This is a genomic window from Litoreibacter sp., assembly GCF_058136045.1.
This window is the reverse complement of sequence record NZ_JBYVDD010000007.1, coordinates 1-26,998: the sequence shown is the minus strand read 5'-3', so window position 1 is coordinate 26,998 and position 26,998 is coordinate 1. Positions and strand designations below refer to the sequence as shown.

Annotated in this window: 30 protein-coding genes and 2 pseudogenes; 17 read left to right on the top strand and 15 right to left on the bottom strand. The window is 50.1% G+C overall.

What is annotated here, in order from left to right; all coding sequences use genetic code 11:
* The first annotated feature begins 1 nt into the window (after position 1).
* Positions 2 to 901 (top strand): oxygen-dependent tRNA uridine(34) hydroxylase TrhO, encoded by a 900-nt coding sequence (trhO, locus tag AC3Y7R_RS10790; RefSeq protein ID WP_490042053.1) that lies wholly within the window; start codon positions 2 to 4, stop codon positions 899 to 901.
* Here trhO and AC3Y7R_RS10785 read toward each other — a convergent pair.
* From AC3Y7R_RS10785 to fliF, 6 genes are all read right to left on the bottom strand, one after another.
* Positions 898 to 2,064 carry an NAD(P)/FAD-dependent oxidoreductase gene (locus tag AC3Y7R_RS10785; RefSeq protein ID WP_490042052.1) on the bottom strand — a complete coding sequence of 389 codons (1,167 nt, stop codon included), beginning with the start codon at positions 2,062 to 2,064 and terminating at the stop codon, positions 898 to 900. The two genes, trhO and AC3Y7R_RS10785, sit on opposite strands and share 4 nt — an antisense overlap.
* Before the next feature lie 62 nt (positions 2,065 to 2,126).
* Positions 2,127 to 2,609, bottom strand: coding sequence for a hypothetical protein (locus AC3Y7R_RS10780; RefSeq protein WP_490042051.1), 483 nt, complete (start codon positions 2,607 to 2,609; stop codon positions 2,127 to 2,129).
* Positions 2,609 to 3,349 (bottom strand): flagellar type III secretion system pore protein FliP, encoded by a 741-nt coding sequence (gene fliP, locus AC3Y7R_RS10775; protein WP_490042050.1) that lies wholly within the window; start codon positions 3,347 to 3,349, stop codon positions 2,609 to 2,611. Before fliP ends, AC3Y7R_RS10780 begins: the two co-directional genes overlap by 1 nt.
* Complete coding sequence (locus AC3Y7R_RS10770) at positions 3,349 to 3,627, bottom strand: FliM/FliN family flagellar motor switch protein (RefSeq protein WP_490042049.1); 279 nt, start codon at positions 3,625 to 3,627, stop codon at positions 3,349 to 3,351. Before AC3Y7R_RS10770 ends, fliP begins: the two co-directional genes overlap by 1 nt.
* Complete coding sequence (locus tag AC3Y7R_RS10765) at positions 3,620 to 4,216, bottom strand: hypothetical protein (RefSeq protein WP_490042048.1); 597 nt, start codon at positions 4,214 to 4,216, stop codon at positions 3,620 to 3,622. Before AC3Y7R_RS10765 ends, AC3Y7R_RS10770 begins: the two co-directional genes overlap by 8 nt.
* Complete coding sequence (gene fliF, locus AC3Y7R_RS10760) at positions 4,216 to 5,796, bottom strand: flagellar basal-body MS-ring/collar protein FliF (protein WP_490042288.1); 1,581 nt, start codon at positions 5,794 to 5,796, stop codon at positions 4,216 to 4,218. Before fliF ends, AC3Y7R_RS10765 begins: the two co-directional genes overlap by 1 nt.
* Before the next feature lie 150 nt (positions 5,797 to 5,946).
* Between fliF and AC3Y7R_RS10755 the strand changes: the two genes are divergently transcribed.
* The 10 genes and pseudogenes from AC3Y7R_RS10755 to AC3Y7R_RS10710 all read left to right on the top strand — a co-directional run.
* Positions 5,947 to 6,435 (top strand): flagellar basal body-associated FliL family protein, encoded by a 489-nt coding sequence (locus AC3Y7R_RS10755; RefSeq protein WP_490042047.1) that lies wholly within the window; start codon positions 5,947 to 5,949, stop codon positions 6,433 to 6,435.
* Between the two features lie 9 nt (positions 6,436 to 6,444).
* A complete protein-coding gene (locus AC3Y7R_RS10750) occupies positions 6,445 to 6,807 on the top strand; it encodes a hypothetical protein (RefSeq protein WP_490042046.1) in 363 nt (120 codons plus the stop codon).
* Positions 6,804 to 7,385, top strand: coding sequence for a MotE family protein (locus tag AC3Y7R_RS10745; protein WP_490042045.1), 582 nt, complete (start codon positions 6,804 to 6,806; stop codon positions 7,383 to 7,385). Before AC3Y7R_RS10750 ends, AC3Y7R_RS10745 begins: the two co-directional genes overlap by 4 nt.
* Before the next feature lie 44 nt (positions 7,386 to 7,429).
* Complete coding sequence (gene motA, locus AC3Y7R_RS10740) at positions 7,430 to 8,299, top strand: flagellar motor stator protein MotA (RefSeq protein WP_490042044.1); 870 nt, start codon at positions 7,430 to 7,432, stop codon at positions 8,297 to 8,299.
* On the top strand, positions 8,296 to 10,197 hold the full coding sequence (locus AC3Y7R_RS10735; RefSeq protein WP_490042043.1) for a hypothetical protein: 1,902 nt from the start codon (positions 8,296 to 8,298) through the stop codon (positions 10,195 to 10,197). Before motA ends, AC3Y7R_RS10735 begins: the two co-directional genes overlap by 4 nt.
* A 93-nt stretch (positions 10,198 to 10,290) precedes the next feature.
* The gene (gene flhA / locus AC3Y7R_RS10730; RefSeq protein ID WP_490042042.1) at positions 10,291 to 12,354 is read left to right on the top strand and encodes a flagellar biosynthesis protein FlhA; all 2,064 of its coding nucleotides are present in this window, start codon (positions 10,291 to 10,293) and stop codon (positions 12,352 to 12,354) included.
* Entirely contained in the window at positions 12,351 to 13,127 is a 777-nt protein-coding gene (locus AC3Y7R_RS10725; protein WP_490042041.1) for a flagellar biosynthetic protein FliR, read from the top strand. Before flhA ends, AC3Y7R_RS10725 begins: the two co-directional genes overlap by 4 nt.
* Positions 13,127 to 14,212 (top strand): EscU/YscU/HrcU family type III secretion system export apparatus switch protein, encoded by a 1,086-nt coding sequence (locus AC3Y7R_RS10720; protein WP_490042040.1) that lies wholly within the window; start codon positions 13,127 to 13,129, stop codon positions 14,210 to 14,212. The genes AC3Y7R_RS10725 and AC3Y7R_RS10720 overlap by 1 nt, the downstream gene beginning before the upstream one ends.
* Complete coding sequence (locus AC3Y7R_RS10715) at positions 14,209 to 14,535, top strand: hypothetical protein (RefSeq protein WP_490042039.1); 327 nt, start codon at positions 14,209 to 14,211, stop codon at positions 14,533 to 14,535. The genes AC3Y7R_RS10720 and AC3Y7R_RS10715 overlap by 4 nt, the downstream gene beginning before the upstream one ends.
* Positions 14,536 to 14,650: 115 nt before the next feature.
* Positions 14,651 to 14,841 (top strand): annotated as a pseudogene (locus AC3Y7R_RS10710) (IS3 family transposase); the annotation flags it as partial.
* A gap of 605 nt (positions 14,842 to 15,446) precedes the next feature.
* On the opposite strand, the gene AC3Y7R_RS10705 reads toward AC3Y7R_RS10710, so the two are convergent.
* Positions 15,447 to 15,608 carry a hypothetical protein gene (locus tag AC3Y7R_RS10705; protein ID WP_490042038.1) on the bottom strand — a complete coding sequence of 54 codons (162 nt, stop codon included), beginning with the start codon at positions 15,606 to 15,608 and terminating at the stop codon, positions 15,447 to 15,449.
* A gap of 9 nt (positions 15,609 to 15,617) precedes the next feature.
* Positions 15,618 to 15,845, bottom strand: a complete 228-nt coding sequence (locus AC3Y7R_RS10700; RefSeq protein ID WP_490042037.1) for a hypothetical protein — start codon at positions 15,843 to 15,845, stop codon at positions 15,618 to 15,620.
* Positions 15,846 to 15,945: 100 nt separating this feature from the next.
* Here AC3Y7R_RS10700 and AC3Y7R_RS10695 point away from each other — a divergent pair, with 100 nt between their 5' ends.
* Positions 15,946 to 16,332: an SDR family NAD(P)-dependent oxidoreductase gene (locus tag AC3Y7R_RS10695; protein ID WP_490042036.1), complete on the top strand. Its 387-nt coding sequence runs from the start codon at positions 15,946 to 15,948 to the stop codon at positions 16,330 to 16,332.
* A 699-nt stretch (positions 16,333 to 17,031) separates the two neighbouring features.
* Here AC3Y7R_RS10695 and AC3Y7R_RS10690 read toward each other — a convergent pair.
* A complete protein-coding gene (locus tag AC3Y7R_RS10690; RefSeq protein ID WP_490042035.1) occupies positions 17,032 to 17,955 on the bottom strand; it encodes a CehA/McbA family metallohydrolase in 924 nt (307 codons plus the stop codon).
* Between the two features lie 86 nt (positions 17,956 to 18,041).
* Here AC3Y7R_RS10690 and AC3Y7R_RS10685 point away from each other — a divergent pair, with 86 nt between their 5' ends.
* Entirely contained in the window at positions 18,042 to 19,100 is a 1,059-nt protein-coding gene (locus AC3Y7R_RS10685) for an NAD(P)/FAD-dependent oxidoreductase (protein ID WP_490042034.1), read from the top strand.
* On the opposite strand, the gene AC3Y7R_RS10680 is transcribed toward AC3Y7R_RS10685, so the two are convergent.
* The 6 genes from AC3Y7R_RS10680 to AC3Y7R_RS10655 all read right to left on the bottom strand — a co-directional run bounded on the left by AC3Y7R_RS10680 (position 19,084) and on the right by AC3Y7R_RS10655 (position 25,452).
* Positions 19,084 to 19,860 carry an amino acid ABC transporter ATP-binding protein gene (locus AC3Y7R_RS10680; RefSeq protein WP_490042033.1) on the bottom strand — a complete coding sequence of 259 codons (777 nt, stop codon included), beginning with the start codon at positions 19,858 to 19,860 and terminating at the stop codon, positions 19,084 to 19,086. The two genes, AC3Y7R_RS10685 and AC3Y7R_RS10680, sit on opposite strands and share 17 nt — an antisense overlap.
* 14 nt (positions 19,861 to 19,874) lie before the next feature.
* Positions 19,875 to 21,203, bottom strand: a complete 1,329-nt coding sequence (locus AC3Y7R_RS10675) for an amino acid ABC transporter permease (RefSeq protein WP_490042032.1) — start codon at positions 21,201 to 21,203, stop codon at positions 19,875 to 19,877.
* A 2-nt stretch (positions 21,204 to 21,205) separates the two neighbouring features.
* A complete protein-coding gene (locus AC3Y7R_RS10670) occupies positions 21,206 to 22,423 on the bottom strand; it encodes an amino acid ABC transporter permease (protein ID WP_490042031.1) in 1,218 nt (405 codons plus the stop codon).
* 90 nt (positions 22,424 to 22,513) lie between these two features.
* Positions 22,514 to 23,554: an amino acid ABC transporter substrate-binding protein gene (locus tag AC3Y7R_RS10665; RefSeq protein WP_490042030.1), complete on the bottom strand. Its 1,041-nt coding sequence runs from the start codon at positions 23,552 to 23,554 to the stop codon at positions 22,514 to 22,516.
* A gap of 119 nt (positions 23,555 to 23,673) precedes the next feature.
* Positions 23,674 to 24,849, bottom strand: a complete 1,176-nt coding sequence (locus AC3Y7R_RS10660; protein WP_490042029.1) for an aminotransferase class V-fold PLP-dependent enzyme — start codon at positions 24,847 to 24,849, stop codon at positions 23,674 to 23,676.
* 9 nt (positions 24,850 to 24,858) lie between these two features.
* The gene (locus AC3Y7R_RS10655) at positions 24,859 to 25,452 is read right to left on the bottom strand and encodes a M15 family metallopeptidase (RefSeq protein WP_490042028.1); all 594 of its coding nucleotides are present in this window, start codon (positions 25,450 to 25,452) and stop codon (positions 24,859 to 24,861) included.
* Between the two features lie 323 nt (positions 25,453 to 25,775).
* Between AC3Y7R_RS10655 and AC3Y7R_RS10650 the strand changes: the two are divergent.
* The 4 genes and pseudogenes from AC3Y7R_RS10650 to AC3Y7R_RS10635 form a co-directional block, all read left to right on the top strand.
* Positions 25,776 to 25,952: pseudogene (locus AC3Y7R_RS10650) on the top strand (IS3 family transposase); the annotation flags it as partial.
* A 23-nt stretch (positions 25,953 to 25,975) separates the two neighbouring features.
* The gene (locus AC3Y7R_RS10645) at positions 25,976 to 26,254 is read left to right on the top strand and encodes a recombinase family protein (protein WP_490042027.1); all 279 of its coding nucleotides are present in this window, start codon (positions 25,976 to 25,978) and stop codon (positions 26,252 to 26,254) included.
* Positions 26,255 to 26,278: 24 nt separating this feature from the next.
* Positions 26,279 to 26,536, top strand: coding sequence for a recombinase family protein (locus AC3Y7R_RS10640; RefSeq protein ID WP_490042026.1), 258 nt, complete (start codon positions 26,279 to 26,281; stop codon positions 26,534 to 26,536).
* Positions 26,499 to 26,879 (top strand): hypothetical protein, encoded by a 381-nt coding sequence (locus AC3Y7R_RS10635; protein WP_490042025.1) that lies wholly within the window; start codon positions 26,499 to 26,501, stop codon positions 26,877 to 26,879. The genes AC3Y7R_RS10640 and AC3Y7R_RS10635 overlap by 38 nt, the downstream gene beginning before the upstream one ends.
* The last annotated feature ends 119 nt before the right edge of the window (positions 26,880 to 26,998 follow it).

Below are 26,998 nucleotides of genomic sequence, written 5' to 3'. Positions count from 1 at the left end.
CATGTTTACAATAGCTGCACTCTATCATTTCACCCGCTTCACCGACCCCGACGCTTTGCGCCCGCCCTTGGTGGCATTGTGCGAGCGCGAAAATATTCGGGGCACATTACTTGTTGCCAAAGAAGGCATTAACGGCACCGTCGCGGGAAACCGAGCAGGCATCGACGCCTTGCTTGCCCACCTGCGCGCCCTCCCCGGGTGTGCGGATTTAGGGCATAAAGAATCGACCGCCTCAGCCCAGCCCTTCAACCGTATGAAGGTCCGCCTGAAACGTGAAATCGTGACCATGGGCCAGCCGGATGTGGACCCCCTCGCCGGAACAGGCCATTACGTCAAACCCGCCGATTGGAGCGCCTTAATCGCGGCCGGAGACGTCGCCGTTATCGACACCCGCAACGACTATGAAATTGCCATTGGTACTTTTGAGGGCGCAATTGACCCCCAAACCAAAAGCTTCGGCGAGTTTCCCGCTTGGTGGCAGGCGAACAAAGATCGCTTTCACAATAAAAGAATTGCGATGTTTTGCACCGGCGGTATTCGCTGCGAAAAATCCACCAACTATCTCTTGGGGCAAGGCGTTGAAGACGTCTACCACCTGCAAGGCGGCATATTGAAATACCTCGAAGATGTGCCGGAAACCCAAAGCAGCTGGAACGGTGAATGCTTCGTTTTTGATGGCCGTGTCTCTGTCGGCCACGGCTTGAAAGAGGGCGAGCTGAAACTCTGCTACGCCTGTCGGCGCCCGCTACAACCCGAAGACCTGCGCCTTAAAGAATACGAGCCCGGCGTCAGCTGTCACCACTGCCTACACGAAACCTCTGCCGAGGATCGGGGCCGGTTCCGGGAGCGCCAAAAGCAAATCAAGTTAGCCGCGAAACGCGGTGACCAGCACTTAGGTTAACGCGTCCCGACCAAAGCGCGGCGTATCTTTCGCCCCATCGCCTGCGCCCCGCGCCGCGCGATCATTCCAGCGGTGAAATCATTGCGGAAAAACCGCACCAGCTCATCCGCCGGCAAGCGGCGCATACGCGCCACAGAGCGGTCCCAGTCTTGCGGTGTATAGGCGCCTGCGCGCTTATTTGCCTCGAACCCAATCCGATACTGTAGCGCAAGTTTGCGGCGCACATTTCGCTCCCAGCGCTTCAGCGCCACAGGGCTGCGTTGCCCTAAGGCCTCGCCCAACGCCCGCCCCTGCTCAATACACACCCGGATGCCTTCGCCCAATGTCGGAGTGGCCATATTTGCGCTATCCCCTACGCGGATAACCCCCTCATGCACCAAGTTTGGCGTGAACGCGACAGACGGAAGTATCCCGGAGTTTACGTGGAATTTCGTAGGCTCAGGCAACCCCATCCGCTCCAAAGCCCCACTTTCTAAAAACTTGTGCATCACCTCTTTTGGAGACATCCGCGAAACTGGGTGGATCACCCCAACGCCCAACCTTAAACTGCTCAACCTAGTGGGAAATGCCCATCCGTATCCTGTCGGAGTTGCGGACCCAAAAAACAAGGCCGCCCCGCTCGAATCATGACCCGGGGCATCAAACTCATATTCAACCCCAATCCCACGCCGCACCGGTGGGGCCCCTAAACCGAGACTTGCCAGCGCGGCACAGTGCCAGCCTGATGCATCTACAATCTGGTGCGAGCGAATAGTGATTTCCCGTCCCTCACGCCTAAGATGCGAAACAAACCCACTGCCTTTGCGCTCTGATCTCAAGTATTTTGTGGCGCACCAAACCTGCGCATTGGACTGCTCGCCAAGCCAGCGGTAAAGCCCCGTCACATCTAAAACAGCCATTGGATTTGACGACAGGTCCAACTCAAAATGTTCATTATCAGAATAAATATCGGCGCGGTTCACACGGTGCGCCAAAGTAGCAGGAAGGCCCAATTTTTGCGTATCACTGATCCAACAACCACCCGATGTGCGAACCGGTTGCCCTATCTCGCGGTCTTGGTGCACTAAAATCGCTGACAAATCTGTTGGTAATCTCGATGCAACCGCCAACCCTGCTGGGCCGCCCCCAATGATCAAAATTTCTGTTTCATAGTGCTCTGCCATGTATTCTTATGACATGCCACATGGGCTAAATGAAACGGCAATTATGCGTCTCATTTAGCCCCTCAAGAGTTCAACTCGGTTATATAAGTCGCAACCTGTCTTGCAGTTTTTCCCTGCAACTTACGCAACTCACTCAACCTTTCGGCTTTAGACAGCTCAAGCAAATGCTTTGCAATCAATGCCGGATGTTGCGTCAATATATTGGCCGCCTTAGGCTGTTCTTCCCCGCGCTTCGTCACTTCACGCTCAGGCTCCACTCCTCCCCGCGTAGGCAGGTTTTTTGACTTCTCAGATGCAATCTTAGGCTCTGCAAGCTTCCGCACCAAATTTGCTAATGCCTTGCTCATATCAGGGGGAGGATCTTTTTTCTCAACGGGTCGCACCGCCGTGCGGGCCAAATCCTGGAAAAAAGGATGTTCTGATGTCTTAGCGAAATCCGCTCCCAACATCGATACAAGCATACGAGCCTTCCTGACCTGAGAAGGCGATGGGATTCGTTTCTCTTTTTCACCAGATGACGGGATCGGGTCAACAGATTGAGGCATTACATATAACTCCTGACGAGCGCGCTGGAAATCAAGCTCCACCCATCGGCGACCACAAAAAAGGCAAGCTTAAACGGTAGGGACACGACAGAAGGTGGAACCATCATCATCCCCATGGACATTAGAACTGCAGCAACAACCAAGTCGATTATTAGAAACGGCAAGAAGACAAGAAACCCAATCTGGAAGGCTCTCTCAATTTCACTCAGCATGAATGAAGGAATTAAAATGGATAACGGGGCGTCACGCGGGGCAACCTCTTCTTGCAAGGGCCTAAGGTCATGTAAAGATTGGAATGTATCCATGTCCAACCGTGCAGCCATAAACCCTCGAAACGGGTCCAATGCTTTGGGAATAGCCTCTTCGACAGTCAAAACACCATCGCTTAGTGGCTTCAAGCCAGACACCCAACTTTCTGTAAAAACTGGGTCCATGACAAAGTAAGTCAGGAACAGTGCCAAACTGACAATTAACATGTTTGGCGGGGCTTGCTGCAAACCAATTGCCTGCCTGAGGATCGACAATACCGTGATAACAAACGGAAAGCACGTAATCATGATAGCTATCCCAGGCGCTAGGCTGAGAACCGTCATCAAGGCCATTAATTGCATGGCTCGCGCACTTAGGCTGGTGTCATCTCCAAGGGAAATTGAGATGTCTTGCGCTACAGTTGGTGAGGCCAAACTTGCAAGGAGACCAAAAATAACTGCCGCTTGATAAACCCGCCGACTAACTAGCATTATGCAAGACCTGATGCAGTATCACCGACAACGGTAAGGCGAACCGATAGCCCCGCATCGTCCCCATCCGTAGACGTTTCAAGAAACCCTTTTGCGATGAGCTTATCACCAACATACAACTCAACTGGGTCATCGACCGAACTATTGAGTGGCAACACGGAATCGGGTGCAAGCTCCATTAAATCTTTAATTGTCGGGCTAACCGACCCCACGCAAACACGAAGGTCAACATTAACACCCTGAAGCAAATCATCATTTGGATTGGCAGGATCAGGCATGTGCAGCCTCCTCTATTTTTGTTGCCCCGAAGAACGTGTCCACACATTCACGGAGTGCATCTAACGTGGCCTCAAGATCGACACGCGTTTGACCATCGTTTAACTTCAAAACTACTTGCGAATTGGTTAATGTCTGCTCCACTTCTATAGAGATCGGAAAGTCTACAGACGCCTCAAGTAACTCTTTCAACATACTTTCTGTTTCAGGCGCACAGCAAACAACCACATCGTGCTCGATGTTATCCGCCAACGCGCCCAGCACCTCGACGACACGCCCCCCTAAACTATGTGAAATGAGTTGAGGTAAGACGGCTTCGATCATAGCTTGGAGCACCGGGCGAACTGACTGCATGACATGCTGTCGTGCTTCAAAATACGTAAAATTCAATTCCTGAAGCGCTGCGGAAAGGCTTTCTCGAACGTCACGGTCGTTGTCTGCAAGTGAATCGATTCCATCTTGCCATCCACACTTGTACCCATCGTCAAATACCCCGCGCTGAGCATTGGTATCGACCTGCCCACTTTCACCTTTGGCCATTGCGGCCGTTTTTCCGGATGAGAAATCTTCTAGAAAAGTCATTCCATTCATTACACTGTCACCTCCGGGGCTTCGATCCAACTCTTCAAAACTTCAACCGTTTCGTCTTGCCGTTCATCAATCAAAGACTTTAACCGCTCAACTGGATCATCGGGAAAGTTCGCGGCGCTCCCCCCAGCGGATACAGCCAAACTAGCGCCGCTTGTCTGTGCAGGGAGCAGTTCTGTTGTTCTAGGCCCCGGCGGTAACGCAGTCAGATCTTGGGGTGGCGCAAGGAGGTCCGGCGTAGGCAGCTCGTTTAAGGGAGGAAGCTCTTGTCTCGAGCCCAACAAAATTGGACGAAGCACAAACAAACCCAAGGTAAGGACAACTATCGCAGCCACCCCGATTTGAGCTAACCCCATAATATCAAGCGGCCGAGACGTAACCCATCCATTTTCGGGGGTTTCAACCAAGGACGGGTCAGGGGACAAGTCCATTGATCTTAATGTCACAGAATCTCCACGTTGCTCATCAAAGCCAATTGCCGACTTCACTAGAGCTTCCAACGCGACTAGCTCTTCTTCCCCGCGAGGCTCCCAAATCTCAGTTCCCGTTTCATCAATTCGCCTCGTACCATCGACTAACACAGCCACTGTCACGCGTTTAATGGAGCCGGCGGTTCTGTGAATCTCTCGAGTTGTCTCAGATATTTCGTAGTTAACAGTTTCGCTACTGTCAGAGTTTTGCCCGGATTGTTCACCACCACCCTGCCCCCCTCCTTCTGGAAGATTGCTCGCGACCGTAACGTCTCCACCACCTTGATTGCTTGATGAACCCGATGATTCTTGAGTGTTTGTGCTTATTGCCACGCGGCTGCCTGGATCCACCTTGCGCTCGATAATACTTTCTTCATCGGTTAAAGTATCCACATTCACTTCAACCACGGCCCCGCCAACTCCAGTTCGCGCAAGAATCAAACGCTCAACATTTTGTTTGAGGCGGGCCCCGTGTTCCAGTGCGGCGCGAACAGGTGTGTCTTGCCCAGACTGCATCATTACCACGCCTAAATCAGCATTGATAATAGCCACATCCTCTGGCTTCAAACCAGAGACAGCCGCCGCAACCAAAAATCGAACGGCGTCGGCCGTACCATCGGTGATGTTTCCTCCATTCCCTCTAATGGACACCGATGCAGTTGGTACAGAAGATCTACGAAAAGGAGTTTTTACGGCCTTCGCAATATGAACGCGCGCAGCGCTAATTTGAGGGTTGGCAACAATAGTTCTCGCCAACTCACCTTCCTTCGCCCGAAGATAGGCCGCGTCAAACATTTGGGATGTCGTCCCAAACCCACTCAGCCCATCCAAGAGCTCATAGCCATCTCCGCTGTTAGCTGGCAGCCCGTTACTCGCAAGAGTTAACCGTAATTGGTCACGCCGAGACTCATCCACATAAATTGCCCCCCCCCTTACCTCATAAGGAACGTCCTGCCCCTCAAGCTGGTCTATGATCTCCCCTGCTGCGCTCGGGGCTAGTCCGCTATATAGCAGCCCCAAATTCGGGGTCATTGCGGTTCGGGTAAGAAACAAGACCCCCAAAATTACAATCACAGCGGAGCCAATTGTCAATCCGCGCTTACCCGCATCCATTGTGGCCCAAGTATCTTGAAATTTCTGCACAGCAGAGCCTCTCATTTTTACGAGTCATTCTAACTCGTTGAGCACCACTTAAAGTGATCAGCCTTAACAATCGGTTAGTCGATTGGGCGCTATAGCTGAAAAAAAGCGAAAGAGAATCGGATGGCTGACGAAATTGATGCTGAAGGTGCAGAAGCACCAAAAAAGAAGAGTAAGATGGGGCTGATCATAGGTCTTGTTCTCGCTATCGCTGGCGGCGGCGGCGCATTCTTTGCCGTGCAAACGGGCATGATTCTTGCCCCTGCAGAAGAAGACACCACACATGCCGAGGCCGAAAAGACTGAACCTTTACCAGCTATTAGCTTCGTTCCTATCGACCCTATCGTTATCACGGTCGGCCAGGGCGCAACGCGGCAACTCAGGTTCCGTGCGGAATTAGAGGTCACTCCAGAGCGAGCCGCAGATGTAGCCTTACTCATGCCCCGAATTTTAGACGTCCTGAACGGGTACTTACGTGCAGTAGATTTGGGCGAGCTTGAGAACCCGACATCATTAATAAAACTTCGGGCCCAAATGCTCCGCCGCATCCAAATTGTAACGGGTACTGGCCATGTACGTGACCTTCTAATCACCGAATTTGTATTTACGTGAGGATTAACCGTGGAATTTATAGCTGATATTCTCTTAGGATTTGGGGCCATTTCTGCAGCATTTTACTGCTTTATCCTGTCCCGAAAAATCAATCGGTTGAAAGGATTGGATCAAGATCTTGGCGGGGCAATTGCAGTCTTATCTAAACAGGTAGACGAGATGACTCAGGTACTAACAACAGCACAAAGCTCTGCAACTGAATCCGCAGATGACCTTGCAGCCAAGACGGCTTCCGCTGCTGCAGTAACAGAACGCCTGGAGCTTATGATCGCAGCCCTCCAAGGCCTCCCCGACGAAGACGTGGAGATAAATACCCCCGAGGCAGACGCAACACTTTTCGTCCGAAACCCTTCCCGTAGAGCAGTACAATGAAACGAAGTAGACCCAAACAATCCAAAGGAATTTTAACCCTTGTGGTCGCAATTTTGCTCACCTCAGGTAGCATTCGGTTGGGCTCGGTTGGTTTTGCCCTTGCCAAAGAGGCACCGGAAGACAGTGCGCAAACTGTCCAAGACAACTCCGCATATAGTAATGAAACAAAAGAAGACATTAAAGCACTCATGGAAATCCTAAATGCTCGAGAGAGTCTAATTTTTTCTCGCGAGAAAGAGCAAAACTCCCGCCAAGAAGCATTGGATGAATCTGAAGAAATAATCCGTCAAAACCTCAAAGAATTAGAAGATGCTGAGAAACGTCTCTCAAGTACAATTCAGACAGTAAGTGGAGCCTCTGAGCAAGACGTTCATCAGTTAACTGCCGTATATGAAGCCATGAAAGCAAAGGATGCAGCCTTGCTTTTCGAGCAAATGACACCTGAATTTGCGGCAGGTTTCCTCGGCGAAATGACCGCAGCTTCTGCTGCGGGGATCATGTCCGGGCTTACTGCAGAAAAAGCTTATGAGGTCAGCGTTGTGCTGGCCGGGCGGAATGCAAAAGCACCTCGAAAGTAACGAAAAGTTCGCTGAAGTTAAAGTAGCAGTAATCGGAGCAAAAAATGGTTGGAATCATCGGTGTTGTCGTCGTGCTCGTCATGGTATTTGGCGGCTACCTCGCTGGCGGGGGCAAGATGGCTATCATCCTGAAGTCACTACCTTTCGAATTCACCATGATTGGTGGTGCCGCCGCCGGCGCATTCCTGATCAGCAATGATATGTCAGCAGTGAAACACACCATTAAAGATCTAGGAAAGGTATTCAAAGGCCCGAAATGGAACAAACAAGACTACCAAGATCTCCTGTGTCTGCTGTTCGAACTCCTTCGGGTCGCGCGGCGCAGTCCTGTTGAGCTTGAACCACACATTGAAACACCGGATGAGTCATCAATTTTCACTACCTATCCAAAAATTTTGGCAGACCGAGAATGCGTCGAATTAATCTGCGACACCCTAAGATCTGCCGGAATGAACTATGACGATCCACATCAGGTCGAAGAAGTGCTCGAGAAACGAATTGAAGGCAATGTTCATCACGATCAGCATTCGAGCCACGCATTGCAAACAATGGCAGATGGCCTTCCTGCACTAGGAATCGTCGCTGCGGTTCTTGGTATTATTAAAACAATGGGGTCGATTGATCAGCCGCCTGAAATTCTGGGAAAGCTCATTGGTGGCGCCCTTGTTGGTACATTTCTTGGGGTATATCTCGCTTATGGCTTTATTGGCCCGTTTGCAGCAAAGGTGAAAACAGTGGTCGACGATGAGAGCCACTTTCAGTCTCTAATACGGGAAATTTTAGTGGCCAACCTACATCAGCATTCAGTCAATATTTGCATCGAAGTTGGGAGACAAAACACTCCAAGCTCCCTTCGGCCATCATTTTCAGACTTGGAAGAAGCATTAAAAGACGCAAAGAAAGAGGCCGCATGAAATACATTATATTTGCATTTCTGGCCTTATTTTCAACTTCCGCCCATGCCGAACCTGCAGTGGTTAAGTCCGGTGAGCATAGCAAGTTCAGCCGGTTAGTATTATATACTGGGTCAGCTCAAGTTTGGGACAAGAAAAGGGACGGACGGGTTGTTACCATTACACTAAATGAATGGACCTCTGGATATGATCTCTCCGAAGCTTTTGATTTCATTCCGAGAAGTAGAATTTCCAGCTTAAGGAGCACCCCCTCAGGGATTGAGATTTTTTTAGCTTGCGACTGCTCAGTTGAGGTTGAAAGCATAGACAGTGGCGGCCTGAAAATTGATGTAGCAGACGAGGATCTCACAAAAAACCAAGCCTCCCCTCCTTTTTTTGGTTCAACTGACACAACCATTAATACATGGCCGAAACCTGAGGGGTTCCTTCTTCGCGGAAACCCAACGAGGGCAACAAGCAAATTGAGGGCCCGTCTTTCCGAGAAAATTGGAAAATCTGCAAGCCAGGGAATTCTCGAAGCGCTCGTGAAAAATGGGGTTAAAGAGGCGCAAGAATCCCCTCCCCCGGACATCGAAAGTTTCTCCATAGAGTCACATGAGCGGACCCGAACAACATCAGCCACAGAACGTGCGTTGCGCGCACGCGCGGGAAAAGATGCCACAAGAAAAACTAATGTGTGCCCTCCTAAAAAATACGGAGATATCAACAATTGGGGCACCGACGAACCCTTTACAGAGCAGCTTTCTGAGCTTCGTAGAACACTCTTCGGTGAGTTCGATCAATACACCGAAGAACAAGTGGTAAAACTAGCTCAGCTATATCTTTTCTTTACTATGGGTGCAGAAGCAGAAGCCGTCCTTCAAGGTTTAGGTGGCGCGGGTGCAAAAGTGCAATTCCTCAAGGAAATTTCCTTCATACTAGACACTTCGGCCCCATTCCAATCCCAATTTCATCTCCCACAAAATGGTTGTGGTGGTATGATGTCAATTTGGGCAGCACTTTCACACGGCCCCGACATGCCAATCCATGCGGCGCAAGCAAAAATCATTTCTGAGAGCTTCACCAACCTCCCACATCACCTTAAAACTCACCTTGGGCCACCATTGATATCTCGCATGAATTTAGATGGCCAAAAAATTTCTGCAAGTATCATCCAAAATTCGTTAACCCGAGAATCTATTGAGAACCCATATGAAGTTTTATCCCATTCGAAATTCAAAGCCCTGCCCGAGAAAAAACTCCGCGATATAATTAAAAAAAATGTTCCTGACACCCCATTTGCAATTTTAGCACTACTCGACCAAGCTCATAAGCGTGGAGAAGCTATAGACAGCGAAACTCGCCACGTTGCTGAATCGTTTTCCATACAGTTACGAGGGGAACCTGTCGCTGAAAAATTATTAATCTCCCTAACAAAAGATACAGCCATCATGGGCGATCATTCCGTGGCCATGAAGGTTGCCTTGGATATCTTCGACTTCACAATAGCTGCAGAAGTCACGTCATTCATCGTCGACAATGCAGTTACTCATGCTGAGAATGTCAATCTCGCCCTCTTCATTATGTCGCTGAAAAAAACTTCAAGGCTAGGGCATGTATCTAGCTCACAAATTTTGAAGATAAACGAGCGGTTAGATAAAATGGGGCTTCCTGACTTACTCTTACACAACTCACCCATGCCAACATCTGCCGGTGAGAAGGTGCAAGCGGCGGAACACCTTCAGCGCCCCATAGATAAAAATAATGACACGCAAGAAAATACAACGAATGCACTCCCCTCTCCCTCAAGCAACCCCATTTCGATCACATCTACTGAGAAGTTAATCGAAAAGAGTCATATATCGCGAGAAAATATTCTCTCGAAACTCAAAAAAACATCCCTACAGGAGCCCAAATAACAGGTCAGTTAACCAGTTTTTATTCTCTCTCCAATTATCCTTGCCTACTAAATCATCATTTTGAATAACTCGCGATCAAGGCACATCTCTGAGATGAAAATTCTATTTCAACCCACTGTTATCCTCGCAATATCACTGATGTCTATCATCATAATGATGGTACTACCAATGCCTGCATGGGTGTTGGATTTGGGATTAGCAGCATCTTTTGGATTAGCCATTATGATGTTTACCATCACACTTTTTCTAGAACGCCCCCTAGATTTTTCCTCGTTCCCAACAATTTTACTAGCATCTCTAATGCTCCGTCTTTCTCTAAACATTTCTTCGACAAAACTAATCATTGGAGAGGGGCACACAGGAACCGGAGCTGCGGGGGATGTTATTGAGGGCTTCGCAAACTTTGTAATGGGAGGCAGCGTTTACTTGGGGCTCGTCGTTTTTAGCGTCCTACTAATTGTAAACTTTATAGTCATTACCAAAGGGGCAACTCGCATGGCCGAAGTTGGCGCGCGTTTCGCCCTAGACGCAATGCCGGGAAAACAATTAGCCATCGATAGCGACATGTCAGCCGGGGCCATTGATCACAATGAAGCAAAAAACCGCCGTGAAAGGGAGCAGGCAGAAACAACTTTCTTCGGTTCCTTAGATGGGGCCTCTAAATTCGTTAAAGGTGACGCGGTTGCAGGCCTCCTCATAACGCTCCTGAACTTAGTAATGGGTTTAATTATTGGCATCACGTCCCACGGCATGCCAGCCGGTCAAGCATTTGAAACTTACGCAATTTTAACCGTTGGCGATGGCTTGGTGACACAAATTCCTGCGGTAATAATTTCCATCGCAACAGCGCTTCTTCTTGCACGCGGTGGGACGAGTGGATCAACTGACGTCGCACTAATCGAGCAAATCGGAAAACACCCTGCAGCGCTTGCTACTGTTGGCGTATTGATGACTTTTTTTGCATTAGTTCCCGGACTTCCATTCATTCCATTCGTCTTAGGCGCCGCAGCGCTGCTGGCTTCTGCCTATTATTTCACACGAAAACACACACAAACTCCAGTCGCTCCGGCCTTGGATCCGATCGAGAAGGCGCCGGAAAAATCCATGGGCGACATTCTTGACTTGGATGAAATTCATGTCGAGTTCTCACCCGATTTAGTTATGATGGCTTTAGACCCAGCAACGGGGCTTGAGGCCCGAATAGCAAACATGAGAAATCATGTGGCAACCACTTTTGGATTGGTTCTTCCCGACATTAGACTAACTGACAACGCGTCTTTGGATTCAGGAATTTATCGGATCAGAATCCATGGCGTCATCAAGGCCGAAGACAAACTATTACCAGATTCAGTACTGGCCCTTCTTCCAGCAGGAGTGCCTGACATCTTTGATGGAGAGCCCGTACGAGAGCCTGTCTATGGTGCCCCTGCGAAGTGGATGGGGCGAAAATATAAAGAGGATGCGGCTTTAGCCGGGTGTACTGTTGTAACTCCTCCAGAAATTTTAGCAACGCATTTACTAGAGGTAATTAAAAACAATTTCTCTCGTCTACTGAGCCTACGTGGATTACGTCGAATTCTTGATGAGTTTACAAACCTTTCAGACCCCAATCGAAATGAAGCAAACAAGAGAATTTTAGGAGAATTAATTCCAGAAAAAGTTACGGCAGAAACGTTGTTGCAAGTTTTGCGACTTTTACTGGATGAACAAATCTCCATACGCAACCTACCAGTCATCCTCGAAAGTATAGCAGAAGGTCGATCAATCTATTCGACTGCAGATGGGCTGTGCGAGCATGCTCGGCAACGCCTCGGCGCGCAACTTTACGCTGACTACAAACGTGAAGACGGTTCACTTCCATTAATCAAGCTTTCACCAGATTGGGAAACTTTATTCAATCAATACCAAATCCCGAACTCCAACCCACCTGAAGTAGCCCTTCCACCCGAAGATTACGCTAGATTAGCAGCGGGGGTATCTGAAAAAATGGAACGCCTTAACGAGAGCGGCGTCTTCCCCGGCTTGGTCACGTCAGTTCAACATCGACGTTTTTTGCGACTCTTTCTAGTCAACCACGGAGTTTCAGCCCCTGTTTTTTCTTTCGAAGAATTTTCTGCCGATGCCCGCCCGGCGATTGTGGGGATGGTAGCCGCTTGATTAACAACATATCAACAGTGACCGGAATCGCAGAAGCGAGCGTATGGGCGTTCTCTCTTATTTTTTTCCGCATCGGGGCAGCTATGGCCTTCTTACCCGCATTTGGAGAGCAAGTGGTTCCAATGCGAATCAAACTCGCTGCAACCATATCATTCTCATCCATTATCACTCCATTTGTATGGGATAATTTCGCGAGCAGTGAACTTACAAAAAATTGGCTAACTTTAATCGGACCTGAGGTCGTGTCTGGTCTGTTAGTGGGTTTTGCTTTCCGCTGCATGGTTTTTGCCTTGCAAATCGCAGGAACCATCGCAGCTCAGTCCACTTCCCTCTCACAGTCCTTTGGTGGCGGCCTAGGAGTTGACCCCCAACCCGCACTTAGCACATTACTTGTCGTTTCAGGCCTGTGCCTCGCAGTAATGCTTGGCTTACATATTAGGGTCATTGAACTATTTCTGAGCAGTTACACAATATTTCCTATCGGACATTGGCCGGGCACAGGCATAGCAGCAGAGTGGGGAATCGAAACCATTTCGTACATCTTTGGGTTAGGTTTCTCGCTAGCCGGGCCCTTCATTATTTCGTCGATGATCTACAATTTCGGCCTCGGCGCAATAAATAAAGCGATGCCACAACTCATGGTAGCATTTGTCGGAGCTCCCGCTATTAGCTTTGGGGGGCTAACATTGCTTTTCCTTGCAAGCCCCCTAATTTTACGTGTTTGGGGGCGCGCACTAGAAATCAGAGTGAATTTTGATGGCGCCGGTTTCTAATGAGTAGCCCAGCAGAAAATGGGGAAAAATCACACGAAGCTACACCAAAGAAGCTGCAAGATGCCCGAAAAGAAGGAACTATCCCTAAGTCAAATGACATTTCCACTGCGGCTTCTTATCTTGGATTGCTAATCTCATTTACTTTCATTGGCACAATAAATTTATCTAAGTTTGCCTCCAATATGAGCGCATTCCTCTTATTTCCAGAGAGATTTTCCTTACATACCCTTGATCCAGACAAGAGTGTAATTTTTGATCATATCGCCAATAAAATCATGTCGCCCATAATTTTGATCTTCATTACCCCTGCCATACTAGTTTTGCTTAGCTTAACTGTGCAGCGGGCGATACTTTTCTCTCCATCCAAGATAAAGCCAAAGATGAGTAAAATATCTCCGATATCGTCAATTAAAAATAAATTTGGGCCGAGCGGGCTATTTGAATTTGGTAAATCTACAGTAAAACTTATTGCTGTAAGCTTATTAATGATTTGGTTTTTAGCGAACAACTTAGAGCTAGTGATGCAAACAACTTCCCTCTTACCACCCCAAATCCTTGCAACCATTGGGAGGCAGGTTACCTCCTTCATCACAATCATTTTCATCATGTCCTTACTTGTCGGCAGCATTGATTACATGTGGCAAATTGCAGACCACATGCGGAAGAACAGGATGTCAAGAAAAGAGATAGAGGACGAAAGCAAAGAAGCCGAAGGCGACCCTCACCATAAACAAACTCGACGCCAAAGGGCATATGAAATCGCCATGAACCAAATGCTCTCGGATGTTCCTGAGGCTACAGTCGTCATAGTTAACCCAACACATTTCGCTGTGGCTTTAAAGTGGGACCCCTTGCTGGAAGGCATCCCAATTTGCGTTGCGAAAGGGGGGGATGAAATAGCAGCTAGAATTCGCGAAGTCGCAATGCAATCTTCCGTGCCAATTCACAGCGACCCGCCAACTGCCAGAGCATTATTTGCACGAATCGAGATTGGCGAAGCAATCCATCCAGAGGACTATCAAGCCGTTGCGGCCGCTATTCGTTTTGCCCAATCCATGCGCAAACAGGCAAATTACCAACCATGAAAGCAAGTGACCTCATCCCATTGCTCGAAGCAAAATATAAGAAGGACCAGGCCAAACTCGCCCGCGTGAATGCACGGGTGGCTAATATAGTTTCTCAACGTATGGAGCTTAGCTCCCCTCTCCCATCAGACCCTTCGCTTCAAAATTCGATCTTCACATCTCGTGCTCGCGCACACCATATCTACTGGAGGAATCTCGAGGTGAAAAAACTGCTTGCTTTAGAACTCGAAATACGTCCCGAACTCAACGTCGCTAAAGCCGCTTTGAAGCTATCATTTGGCCGACTTGAGGCATTAAAATCTGCGATTAATAATAGCCTTTAGATGCCTTGCCACGGTACCATTGCAGTGTCACTGAAGCTTGGTCTTGTCCCGATTTAGTTCTGATCTTTTTCGAGCGATATTCGCAATGAAGAAGATTAATATCGGCCCCAAGATACAGCTGAGAGACCTGGGCCCGCCAGTCGGACACCGTCGGGTCGGTCGGTTGATGCGTGAGAACGCGATCAAGGTTGTCCGAACCCGCAAGCATAAAGTCACGACTGACAGCAATCACCGCTTCAATATTGCGCCTAATCTGCTGGGGACATCTCCTACATCTGGACGAGCGAGGGTCGGCGAATGTGGCTGTAGCGCTTCGTCAACCACCCAAGGACTGCAATAGGTTCTACAATCCGCGCAGACGGCATTCATCCCTTGGTGGGAAAAGCCCCTTGGCATTCAAACCAAAGGCTGCCTAACATGAACTAAGAGACCCGAACTTTTGTACAGCAAGTCCAGTCAGGATATCTGGTGAAAGTGATGATTGCAGGTCATAATTCTCCTTGATGTTTGTAGGAGCCACGGTCAGGGAACGAGCGAATACTACGGTGCGGGCGAGGCGCACAACGGTGATATCAGTCTTTGGCACGTTTACGAATTACCGCAGTCAATTGTGTAGCGAGGGCCCCATTCAAAGATCGCGTCATGGTCAAAACAGACTACAGGCCTTTAAGCGTTCTTCGAGATGAGACCGCTCGGCAATCGGCAATCCTCTTTCTGCAACCTGCTGGTTTGGCGCCGGTTACAAAAAGAGACCATAAGGGAATAGTGTTTAACCCTCCATTCCCAAGGTGCTGATGTCAATTTTTGAAAAGGTATGCTCGTTCAACAACGCGATAATGGCGTCCTGATCGTTGCCATCCACACCCCCAAGCCGCTCTTTCCACGCCGCTTGGCTGTCGAGAAAATCCGGATCAACGCTTCAGGTGGATCAATGTTGTCAGATCAACCAGCGCACAATCAATAGAGCCACGTTGCATGCCGGTGTAGACATCCGAGAACGGCACGCAGACTGGAATTCCACCGATGCTTTCAACCCAAGCGACCTGCGCGGCCCCTGCGGTCCGGAATTTCATTCCCGCCGCCTATGACAGATTGCAAACTGGGCTGGAACAAACGAAATTGTAGGTCGCGGTTGCGAATCCGGGCCCAACCACCACGCTATTGTGGGACCATTCGGCGTAGATATCCGGATCGGTCATGATCATCTCGGTATAGGCGAAGGCGGCAGCGTGGTGATTGTCCGACACGAAGGACGCGTCGATAAGCACGTTATTCAACAGCAGTTCAGCAGGTTGATACCTACCACGCAAAAACCACCTTTGGCCTTTGATTGGATATCGTGATGGACTGGACACCAGAACTAATCGGGTAAGACCTTTTTGGTCACAGGGGCCAACACTGGCCTAGGATATGAGACCGCCCTCGAGCTTGCAAAAAAAGTCGGCACACGTGATCCTTGCAGGGCGAAAAGAGCAAAAGCTGTCCGAAGCCTGTAAGCGTATAGTCAGGGTGGTTCCTGCGGCTAAACTGAGCATCCAAGCTATTGATCTTAATAGCATTGAGGCCGTCAAATCTTTTGCCGAGGGGTTTGCACTGAGTGGCTATACTCTTGATGTACTGATCAATAGCGCTGGTATCATGTTCCCGCCGCCAAGCCAGACCGTCGATGGGTTTGAGGCGCAGTTTGGGGTGAACTTGAACGGCAGATTGACGCGAGCGGCTTGGATGTTGTTTCAACCGCGTGTCACCCTGGCGTCAGCAAGACCGAATTGTTGCACACCGATAGGCCAGAAATGATCGAGGCCGTGGCTTACATGGAGGCGAATCACGGTGCATTTTCAACGAGGCTATTGGAAAGTTCGCCCATACTGGCCCCACGGCGAAGGTGAGGTTAATAGGGTTCCAGCCCCAGAATTTGTAGCTCCCTATGCCATAGAGGGAAAAGCTGGATCCGCACTTTGAGCTTACGCAGAAAATAAAACTGATATTACTTTCGGTTTTTAGGTTTCCAAGGACCGGCTGGAACAGTCGACCCTTAACGGAGCTTTCTAGGCTGCTTGACACCGTAGTGCAGCGCTCAAGAGGCAACTTTTGTAATTCCACTGTTTTTGATTTCGCGGTTTTCACCGAAAAAAATCACAACAGCGCGTTAACATCTTTGAAGAAACCCAAATCTTTGCGAAAAGCAACAATCCTGTTCGCTGACTCAACTTGGGTCCACAGAATACCTTCAGCAGCATAGAAGCCGACGACGCCAATCAGTGCCACCACCTGAAATTCGGCGGCGCGCGACGATGGATACCGAAATAATGGCCCTTTAAAGGGGCCAACTCTTCATAGTTCTTTTTAGTAAATGGTAGGTGAAATCATCAAATCAAATGCGATGTAATATTTGATTTATCCCGCACTCGACTGCTCAATTGGCATACCAAATCACGCGCACAGGCCCCGCAACAGTACTGTTTCTGATAATGCCTTCAAACTTGCCGTATTCACTTACGTTACCCAAATCGGATTTGACCACGCCCGTTTCCCGCTGCGATCTATAATTGTGACACGAAGCCACGGTGAGTCATTGAGTCGTTCAAGCGGCAGCACCGCCCTTGTCATCGACATGCCATGAACCGTCGCCATCGACGTACCTTTACCCATTGCAATGACCGTTGCCGCCGCGCTGCATTCGACCTCAACACGATCATTATAAACCTGAACATTATGGATTTGCGGACCAGTACTTGAATAGAATTCCCCAGCTTTAAGGGCTGCAAGCAACGCCTCGGGGGAATTTTCTGTGGCTTTCACCATCACCCAACCGCCAAAGAAATCGGGGGTGTTGAAATGAGCGTCATCCGTGGCAATCAGATTTAACGCCCGACCTTCGTTGAGCATATGTTCCAGCGTCAAAAACCCGTCACCGCGATCGTTGTCGACCACGCAACCGTGATTATAAATCTCGACAGCATGGGCGGCTTCGATCATGCGGGCATCGGCGCGTGTCATACCAGACCAATGCGGGTGTGCAATTGCTACGAATGCACCTGCGACGCGGGCGCGCTGCGCGAGAGAACCTCCAGTTTCAGAGCCCTCAATCGCCTTAAAATGAGGTGCATTGGGGGGGGAGAAATCCAGAGGCAAGCCCACAGCAACGATATGCCAAAGATTGCCGTTTTCCATCACACCGGAGTGCAATTCAGCGCCAATTAGCGTGGTAAAATCATCGTCACGATAGGCGCCGGTATCAGTGATCGGATAGTCAAACAGCCCGACGCAATGATCCGTCAACGCGATAAAATCGTAACCCTCTGCCTTATAACGGCGACATACTTCTTGGGGGTCAAGTACGCCATCAGAGCGTGTAGAATGCGTGTGCAGGTTCCCGCGGAAAAACTTACCAGGGGCGGCGAAAAAATTCGTTGTCATGGCACAGGCTTTCAAACGTGGGTCTAATATGTCTAAAGTTAATAATGCAAAATGGCCTTCTTATTGCAAGGTGAAATTGATGTGGAATGAACGGTATGATTGTAATTGTTGGAGGGGGTGTGATCGGGCTGTCGCTGGCATTTCGACTATTGCAAGTGGGAGAAAAGGTAACCGTCATTGAGCGCGGTGAACTTGGGCATGGGGCAAGTTGGGCTGCGGCTGGGTATTTAGAACCCGCCTTGAAGGAAACCCAGATGAGCCGCAATGAATGGCTCTCATTGGGCATGTGGCCGCAATTTGTGCGTGAGATTGAGGACTGCTCGGGCGAGGATGTAGATTACCAGACGCAAGGCCAATTGCGTATCGCCTATCCAGAAAATAAGGCGAAAATCCGTGCTGATTTTGAGGCGCGCAAAGCGGCGGGGTGGCAGGCAGAGAATGTGTCAGCAAAGCAATTGCGCGCGTTAGAACCAGCGTTGAGCCATGATATTATCGGCGCTTCATACCTGCCACAGGTGCATTGGGTTGATGGCCGCAAACTATGTCAGGCACTGGCGGGGGCGGTGCTGAAATTGGGAGGCACGATCCATCAGGGGCAAACTGTTGGGCGGGTCATGGCGCAGCACGAGGCCGTTACAGGAGTGCAAACCGATGCAGGTGATATTGGCGCAAGCGTGGTTGTCATTGCGGCTGGGTATCAGTCGGATTTGATCAAAGATTTGCCAACAGACTTACCAAAATCAACTGGAATAAAGGGGATTATTCTGACGTTGGCGGGGGGGAATACCACAGGGCTGCGTCATTTGATTAAGCGCCCAGATGGCATTTTGTGCCCGCGTGGTGATGGGCGAATTTTGGTAGGTGTCACCCGCGACGCCGGTAATTTTTCAACCCAGGCAGAATCCGAGCCTGTGGCGAAATTATTGCAAAGCGGCTTGCGCGCCATGCCCAGATTGGCGGACATGGCGCTTACTGAAACCGTAGTTGGGTTTCGTCCCTACGCGTGCGGCAACGATGGCTCTTGTATTGGCGAAAGTACACAAATCGGCGGTCTATTCCATTCGCTTGGGCATGGCGCGGACGGCTATCTGCGCGCGCCATTTTATAGCCAAGCTCTCACAGAGATGATTATAAAATCTGGCTAAGGAAGTTCTGGGTACGCTCGTGCTCTGGGTTCTCAAAGAAGTCGGTAGGGTTGTTGCGCTCAACAATTTCGCCTGCATCCATAAAGATCACTTCGTCGGCGATGGTTTTGGCAAAGCCCATCTCGTGGGTCACCACAATCATCGTCATACCCGTTTCGGCCAGCTCGACCATCACATCGAGCACCTCTTTGATCATTTCTGGATCAAGCGCCGATGTTGGCTCATCAAACAGCATAATTTTTGGGTTCATGCAGAGCGAGCGCGCAATCGCAACACGCTGTTGTTGGCCACCAGACATTTGACCCGGAAACTTGTCGGCTTGCTCGGGAATTTTCACCCGCTCAAGATACATCATCGCGGTTTCAATGGCTTCGGCCTTGGGCATTTTACGCACCCAGATTGGGCCGAGCGTGAGGTTTTCCAAAATGGTCAGATGCGGAAACAGGTTAAAGTTTTGAAACACCATGCCGACTTCGGTACGGATGTGATCAAGGTTTTTCTGGTTTTGCCCCAGCGTGATCCCATCAACAATGATCGCCCCCTCTTGATGTTCTTCCAGCGCATTGATGCAACGGATCAGCGTCGATTTTCCCGAACCGGATGGCCCGCACACAACAAATCGTTCGCCTTTATGCACCGTCAAATCAATGTTCTTCAGCACATGAAACTGGCCATACCATTTGTTCATGCCCTCAATTTCAATCATCACCTCGGTGGAGGCAGCGGAGGCCAGTTGGCCAGTGGCTTGTGGATTGTTCATAGTATTTTCCTCGCTCAATGCGCGTCGCCAGCGGACAGTTTCGCTTCAAGATGCCGGCTGTATTTGGACATTGAGAAGCAGATGATAAAGAATAGGATCGCGCCGAAGACCAGCGGCTCTTTATGGAGCCCCAGCCATGGCACATCTTTGGAGATAGACCGAAGCATCCCAAGCAGATCAAACAGCCCGATGATCGATACCAGCGTGGTATCTTTCAGCAGCCCGATCAGATTACCCACGATATTTGGAATCATATGCTTGAGCGCCTGAGGCATGATGATCAGCCCCATCGTGCCCATATAGCCCAGTCCGATGGTGTGTGCGCCTTCAAACTGGCCTTTGGGAATGGCTTGTAGCCCCGCCCGCACAATCTCGGCCATATAGCAGGCGTTAAACAAGATCACCGCGATGATCACTTGCACCAACTTATTGAGCACAAAGCCCTCGGGCATGAATAGCGGGAACATGGTGGTTGCCATAAACAGCACGGTGATCAATGGCACCGAGCGGAACACTTCGATGAAGCCCGTTGAGAGGACTTTGACCACGGGCAGCGAGCTGCGCCGCCCTAAAGCAAGTATGATGCCAAATGGCAGTGATGACGCGATGCCCACCCCAGAAATCACCAGCGTCAAAAACATGCCGCCCCATTTGGTCCATGTGACAAACTCAAGTTCCCATGTTGATGCCCATGCGCAAGCGATCAAGAACAACACTGCGCCAAGGCCCAGCAATATGTTGCGCTGAACCTTATCAGGCGCGTTGGTTTTGCCCGTGACGTTCAATATAAACGCCCCCAACCCTTGGTCTTTGAACAGACCCACCAGCATGTTGGCCATGTTGATCACGAACGCTGCGACCGCACCGCCAAGCATGATGGTCATGAATATACCAGTGCTACCGCCAGAAAACATGTAACCAGCAAGGAATGGGTAGAACACCACAACGGTCGCCGCGATTGCGACCTTGCCGCGCACCTTTGCCATCCATACCGGTGCCATCCAAGCAACAAGCAGTAAACCGCCCCAGTTGATCCGCCAAATCTCTTCGCGCGGGTATCGCCCGTAAAAGATGTTGTCGAACCAGTCAATCACACCAGCCCAACAGGCACCGTGAAGGCTAAAGTCATAACACTCGCGCCGGTTCTCGGCGACGAATGTGGCATCCATATAGCCCCATCCGACAACGCCGCGCAGCGTGAGATAAATAATATAGAGCATGAAGACCGTCAGCAGCGAATTTGCCACCGAGCTAAACATATTCTTGCGAAGCCAACCCATGATAGAGGTTTCAGAGATTGGCGCAGGCCGTGCATTTGACGGTGTTGCTGTAATAATAGCCATGATTAGCGCTCCACCAATTGTACACGTTTGTTATAAATATTCAGGAAAAACGAGATCGTCAGGCTGACAGCCATATAGAAGGCCATCGTCAGACCAACAATTTCGACCGCATGCCCGATTTGGTTGAGTGTCGTCTGCATAAACAACGACACGACATCAGAATAGCCAATCGCAACCGCCAGTGATGAATTCTTGACCGCGTTCATCCAGTTCGAAATCATCGGCGGCACGATAGCCGGCATCGCTTGGGGAATGATAACCAAACGCATCACCCGCCCCGGTTTAAGGCCAATACCCATCGCGGCGTCATGCTGGCCGCGATTGACCGACAAGATGCCAGCCCGCACAGATTCTGCGATATGGGCCGCGTGATAGATGCTAAGTGCAACCAGCAGCGCAAGGAACGGAGGCGGCAATGATGTGCCGCCGCGGAAGTTAAAGCCGCGCAGCTCGGGCACATTCCATTCCAGCGGTTGGCCGGTAAGGAAATAGACGACAAGCGGCAGGCCAATAATGGCGGCGAGTGATATCCATAATGTGTTGGTTTGCGTGCCAGAAGCGTCTTGCATCTTCTTGGCGCGGCGCCGGTAAATAATCACCCCGATCACAGCGATGACGAAGGTCGCGGCGGTCATCCAAAACAGCCCGCCATATATTGGCGTTGGCATATAGAGACCGCGATTATTGAGCATGACCCGGCCGGTGCCAAAGGACAGATCAAGTGAGTTTTTGACCATAGGCAACAGGCTGAACACGCCAATATACCAAAATACAATCTGGATCAGCAGCGGGATGTTGCGGAAAATCTCGACATAGGCCAGCGCGGTACGCGCCACCAGCCAGTTTTTTGACAGACGCATAACGCCGATAAAGAAGCCAAAAACCGTGCTAAGCACAATCGCCAACACCGAAATCAACAGCGTGTTTAATATGCCAATAAAGAAAATTCGTCGGTAGGTATCGACACCCGGAGTATACTCAACAAGTTTGAAACCAGCATCGAAACCAGCCGTGGTGTCAAAAAAACCGAAGCCAGTATTCATGCCTCTAACTTCAAGGTTATGAGCGGTATTTGTGAACAGGTAATAGCCCAAATAGCCGACGATCCCCGCTGTAAGTATTTGATAAAATACCGAGCGCACCCGTCTGTCTTGGAAAAAGTTAAACTCTTCTTTGGGCCGCGCCCGCACAGCAGGCGTTCCGTCGGTTCCGGTCGTCACATCAATCACCCCTCTGTTGTCGTTTTACCGAACTTATGGCCGGCTTAAAACGGATAACGGCGGGCCAATTATGACCCGCCGTTAGTATTTTTAGCGCATTGGTGGAGAATACATCAGACCGCCATCGGTCCAAAGTGCATTCAAAGAACCAGCACGTTCGATGCCGATACCTTGCTCACCGCTGCCCATATAAGCTTCATAAATCTCGCCGTAGTTGCCGACGTTCTTGATGATGTTGTAAGCCCAATCTGCTTCAAGGCCGAGGCCCTCGTGCAGGTTGCCTTCAACGCCCAACATACGACGCACGTTTGGATTGGTAGAGTTGTCGCGCATATCGTCGACATTGGCCATTGTGATGCCCAGCTCTTCAGCGTTGATCAAAGTAAAGATGGACCACTGAACCACATCACGCCAAGCGCTGTCACCGTGACGAACCGCAGAAGCGAGTGGCTCTTTGGACAGGGTTTCAGGCAAGATCATGTGATCGGCAGGTGTTGGGAAGGAGGCAATGTTGCCAGCCATTGACGACTTGTCGCCAGTTACCGCATCACAGCCGCCATTGAGGTATGTGTCATCACGAACATTATAGTCCTCGAATGTCACGTTAGAGATGTCCAGATCGTTGGTCCGGCTGAAATCAGTCAGATTCAACTCGGTTGTTGTACCTGTTGTTACACAAACTTTGGCGCCAGCAAGATCCATCGCGCTAGTGATGCCGCTATCGACGCGGACGGTAAAGCCTTGGCCATCGTAGAAGTTTGGTGACAAGAAATCGAGGCCCAGCTGCGTGTCGCGGGACATTGTCCAAGTAGCCGTACGTGACAGCAGGTCGCTCTCGCCGTTGGCAAGTGCTGTAAAGCGTGCTTGCGAGCTAACTGACTGAATTTCCAGTGCGGCTTTATCGCCGAAGATTGCAGATGCAACCGCCTGGCAAACAGCCACGTCGAGGCCATACCAGTTGCCCTCGGAATCGAGGTTATAATAACCAGGTGAAGGCTGGCCAACCTGACAACGCACATGGCCGCGCTCTTTTACGATCTCCAATGTGGTGTCGGCAGCGACAGTTGTTGCACCAGATGCGGCCAGAACAGCAAGCGCTGCGACGGACGTAAATTTGTTGCGAAGTTTCATACATTTTCTCCCTAATGTTTTTGGGTCAAAGGGAGGTTAATCCCTTTGACGTTTCAAAAGATTAGTAGAACGAGCGTATTACGGCAACGATTCGGCGTATTTGGATCAACTCACACGTGTTAAGGAAGAGAATTAAGCGCCTCTATCAACTGACTAATTTCCGCTTCTGTATTGTAGTAATGTGGGGCGGCGCGCAGCATGACGGGCAACGACCTCACCTGTGCATCAAGTAATGTGCTGCTTGGATGGGTGACGCTAATATTGATCCCTTGCGCCCGTAAAGCCTTTACCGCAACGCTGGGATCGAGCCCCTCAATCGTAAAACTGACAATGGCACAATGGCGCGACCCAGCGTCGTGAATTCGAGCGCCATCGATAGTTTTGAGACGCGAGCGCAGAAAATCAGTCAACCCCCAAGCCCGTTCTTGAATGGCCTCGAGCCCCAGATCCATCGCGTATTCCACCGCCGCCCCAAGCCCCGCGCGCAAAGCATAAGCATTTTCCCAGTTCTCAAAACGGCGCGCATCGGGGCGCATTTCATAGCTCTCTGTATCCACCCAAGGCGCGGCAAAATGGTCAATCACCACAGGCTCCATCCCAGCAATCAACGCCTCGCGCACATATAAGAACCCAATCCCGCGCGGGCCACGCAGAAATTTACGCCCCGTTGCGGTGAGAAAATCACAGCCCAACTCTTCGACATCCACAGGCATCTGACCAACCGCCTGACAAGCATCCAATAGATACGGCACATTATACTTACCCGCTATTTTCCCCACCTCAGCCGCGGGGTTAACCAGCCCGCCATTGGTCGGAATCCATGTGATCGAAATCAGGGCCGCTGGGGCGGCGAGCATGGCCTCCAACGCCACCACATCAATCGCCCCGCTGGCATCATTTGGGATCACCTCAATCACAATGCCGTCGCGTTTTACACGCTGCAAATAAGCGACATAATTGGCGGCATATTCCGCCTGACAGGTCAGCACTCGATCACCGCGTTTCAACGGCAACGCATAAAACGCCTGACACCAACCAACGGTCGCATTTTCAACGATCGCGATCTCATTCGGGGCTGCCCCGATCAAACGGGCGACGCTGGTATAAACCCCATCCAACATGGAGCTTTCTTGTGTTGCAGCCTCGTAGCCACCGATCGCCGCCTCGAGGTTTATGTGATTTATCATCGCATTCACCACACATTGTGGCATCAGCCCGGCCCCCGACGCCAACAGGTGATTTACGTGCCTCACACCAGGCGTCTGCGCCCTAATTTCTTCAATATTCAGGGTCATAATTTTATCTTACTCCAGAGGGGCGAAAAAGGCAGTATCGCGTCCAGTTACTTCGGCCCATAGTCGGTCTCCATACATAAAATGCCACCATTCATCAGGATAATTCACCATGCCCGTCGCCTCCATCGCGGCCACCAACATATCGCGATTTTTGCGCAATTCTGGCGAGACAGGCCAATCGGTCGGGGCCACGCCAGTGAGGCCTTTCATCGCGCCGCCAAAGTCCAACTCGCGGCGATCCGCATAGGCCAATTTAACATCCACCGCCGCGCCCGCCTGATGCCCGCTGCCATGCCCATCAGGCGGCGCGACCCAGCGTGACGCCTCTTTATAGACCCGCACCTCGTCCCAATCTGGGTTATCTTGCGTGATGTGCGCAAACACTGGCTTCCACAATTCCCACTGACGCGCCCGTGTTCGAAATGCATCAAAAACCATCAAACAAAGCCCATCAGGCAATGCATTTGCACAGGCCATAACCTTTTCAAAAACAACCCGCCGAATACGCCAATCCGTTGTTTCCAAAGGGTTCAGCAACAATTTGTCAGTTTCGACAAAGCTCACCAAATCAATTGGATTTTCCCGTTCGATCACCTTGACCATTGTATACTCCTCAAAACAGAATTTCTATTCAATTATGCTCATACCAAATGGCATGACGCCTTTCGCTTAGGGCATACCTAATTCCATTTGGTATGAGCGCAAACCCCTGTCGCATTTGTCTTCAAGTCTGCGAGGAACGTAAGTCTTTCGATATGATATTGGTTTTGTCCCGATTTAGTTCTGGTCTTTTTCGAGCGATATTCGCAATGAAGAAGATTAATACTGGCCCCAAGATACAGCGACGAATTCAGACGTGATGCGGTTCGCATAACGACGAGCAGCGGGGTGACGCGCGCCCAGGCTGCATCGGATTTAAAGATATGGTCGAAACCTTTTTCAAATCCCTGAAAGCCGAACTGATCTGGTGGCAGAAATGGGAAACCCGCAGGCAAACAGAAGGAGCAATAATCCAATACATCAATGGGTTCTACAATCCGCGCAGACGGCATTCATCCCTTGGTGGGAAAAGCCCCTTGGCATTCAAACGAAAGGCTGCCTAACATGAACTAACAGACCCGAACTTTTGTGCCGCAAGTCCAGTAAACGCCTAACCCGGTCATTAGCTGACTTCGCAAAACTTGTTGAGCGCATGGAGGCTGCCGGATGTTCGTTTGTATCGGGTACCCAGTCCTTCAATACTTCATCCTCAATGGGGCGCTTGACGCTCAACATGTTACTTTCCTTCGCCCAATTTGAGCGCGAGGTCACCGCTGAACGTATCCGCGATAAAATCGCTGCCTCAAAGAAAAGGGGTTGTGGATGGGAGGCCAATACGGTCCGTATAGTATTCGAACTATACTAGACCAAAGGCAGTCTGAACCCGGTAATGCGAGAGGCCAATACTTCGGGCCTCCGGTCGAAGCGACATGTATTCTCAACTGGTCGTACTCAAGGCAACAACCCGTTTAGTCGCGGTCAAATCTATAGCCTGTTGTGCAATCCCATTTATCTCGGTCTGATCCGACATAAGGACAAGGTCTGGCCAGGCAAGCACGACGCTATTCTGGAGCAAGACACTTGGGATCAGGTCCAAACCAAGCTTCAGAATGCAAGCAACAGAACTCGCGAAAAAAAATGGTACTAAAGATCAGAGTGGCGCGCCAATAGGGGCCTCGGTTTTGATGGGGAAGTTCAAAGGCGAAACAGGCGATTGGCTAACCCCGACTCATACTCAGCGTCATGGCCGTCGCTTGCGCTATTATGTTTCCAACAGATTGTTTTCTGGTGGAACCGATCCAAAGGGTTCGCGTCTGTCAGCATCGAATTTTGAGAAGGCTGTTGCTAAAGTAATCGCTGATCATCTCACTTCTTTGGCAGGCTGTCATAAACTGCTCAACACTGTTTCTGTGGTAGAGTCCGAGACTACATCAAAAGCAGGGGTAGAGTTGGCGCATGCACTCCAATCAACGAACCAGAAACTTTTATGAGAGAACTGAGGTGCCCCTAGTTTTCTAGACGCCTGCTTTGTTCATTCTCTGGTGTTTTGTTTCATAGTCAACTGGTGACAGCATCCGGTTGTTCGTGTGCTTGCGAGTTGGGTTGTAGA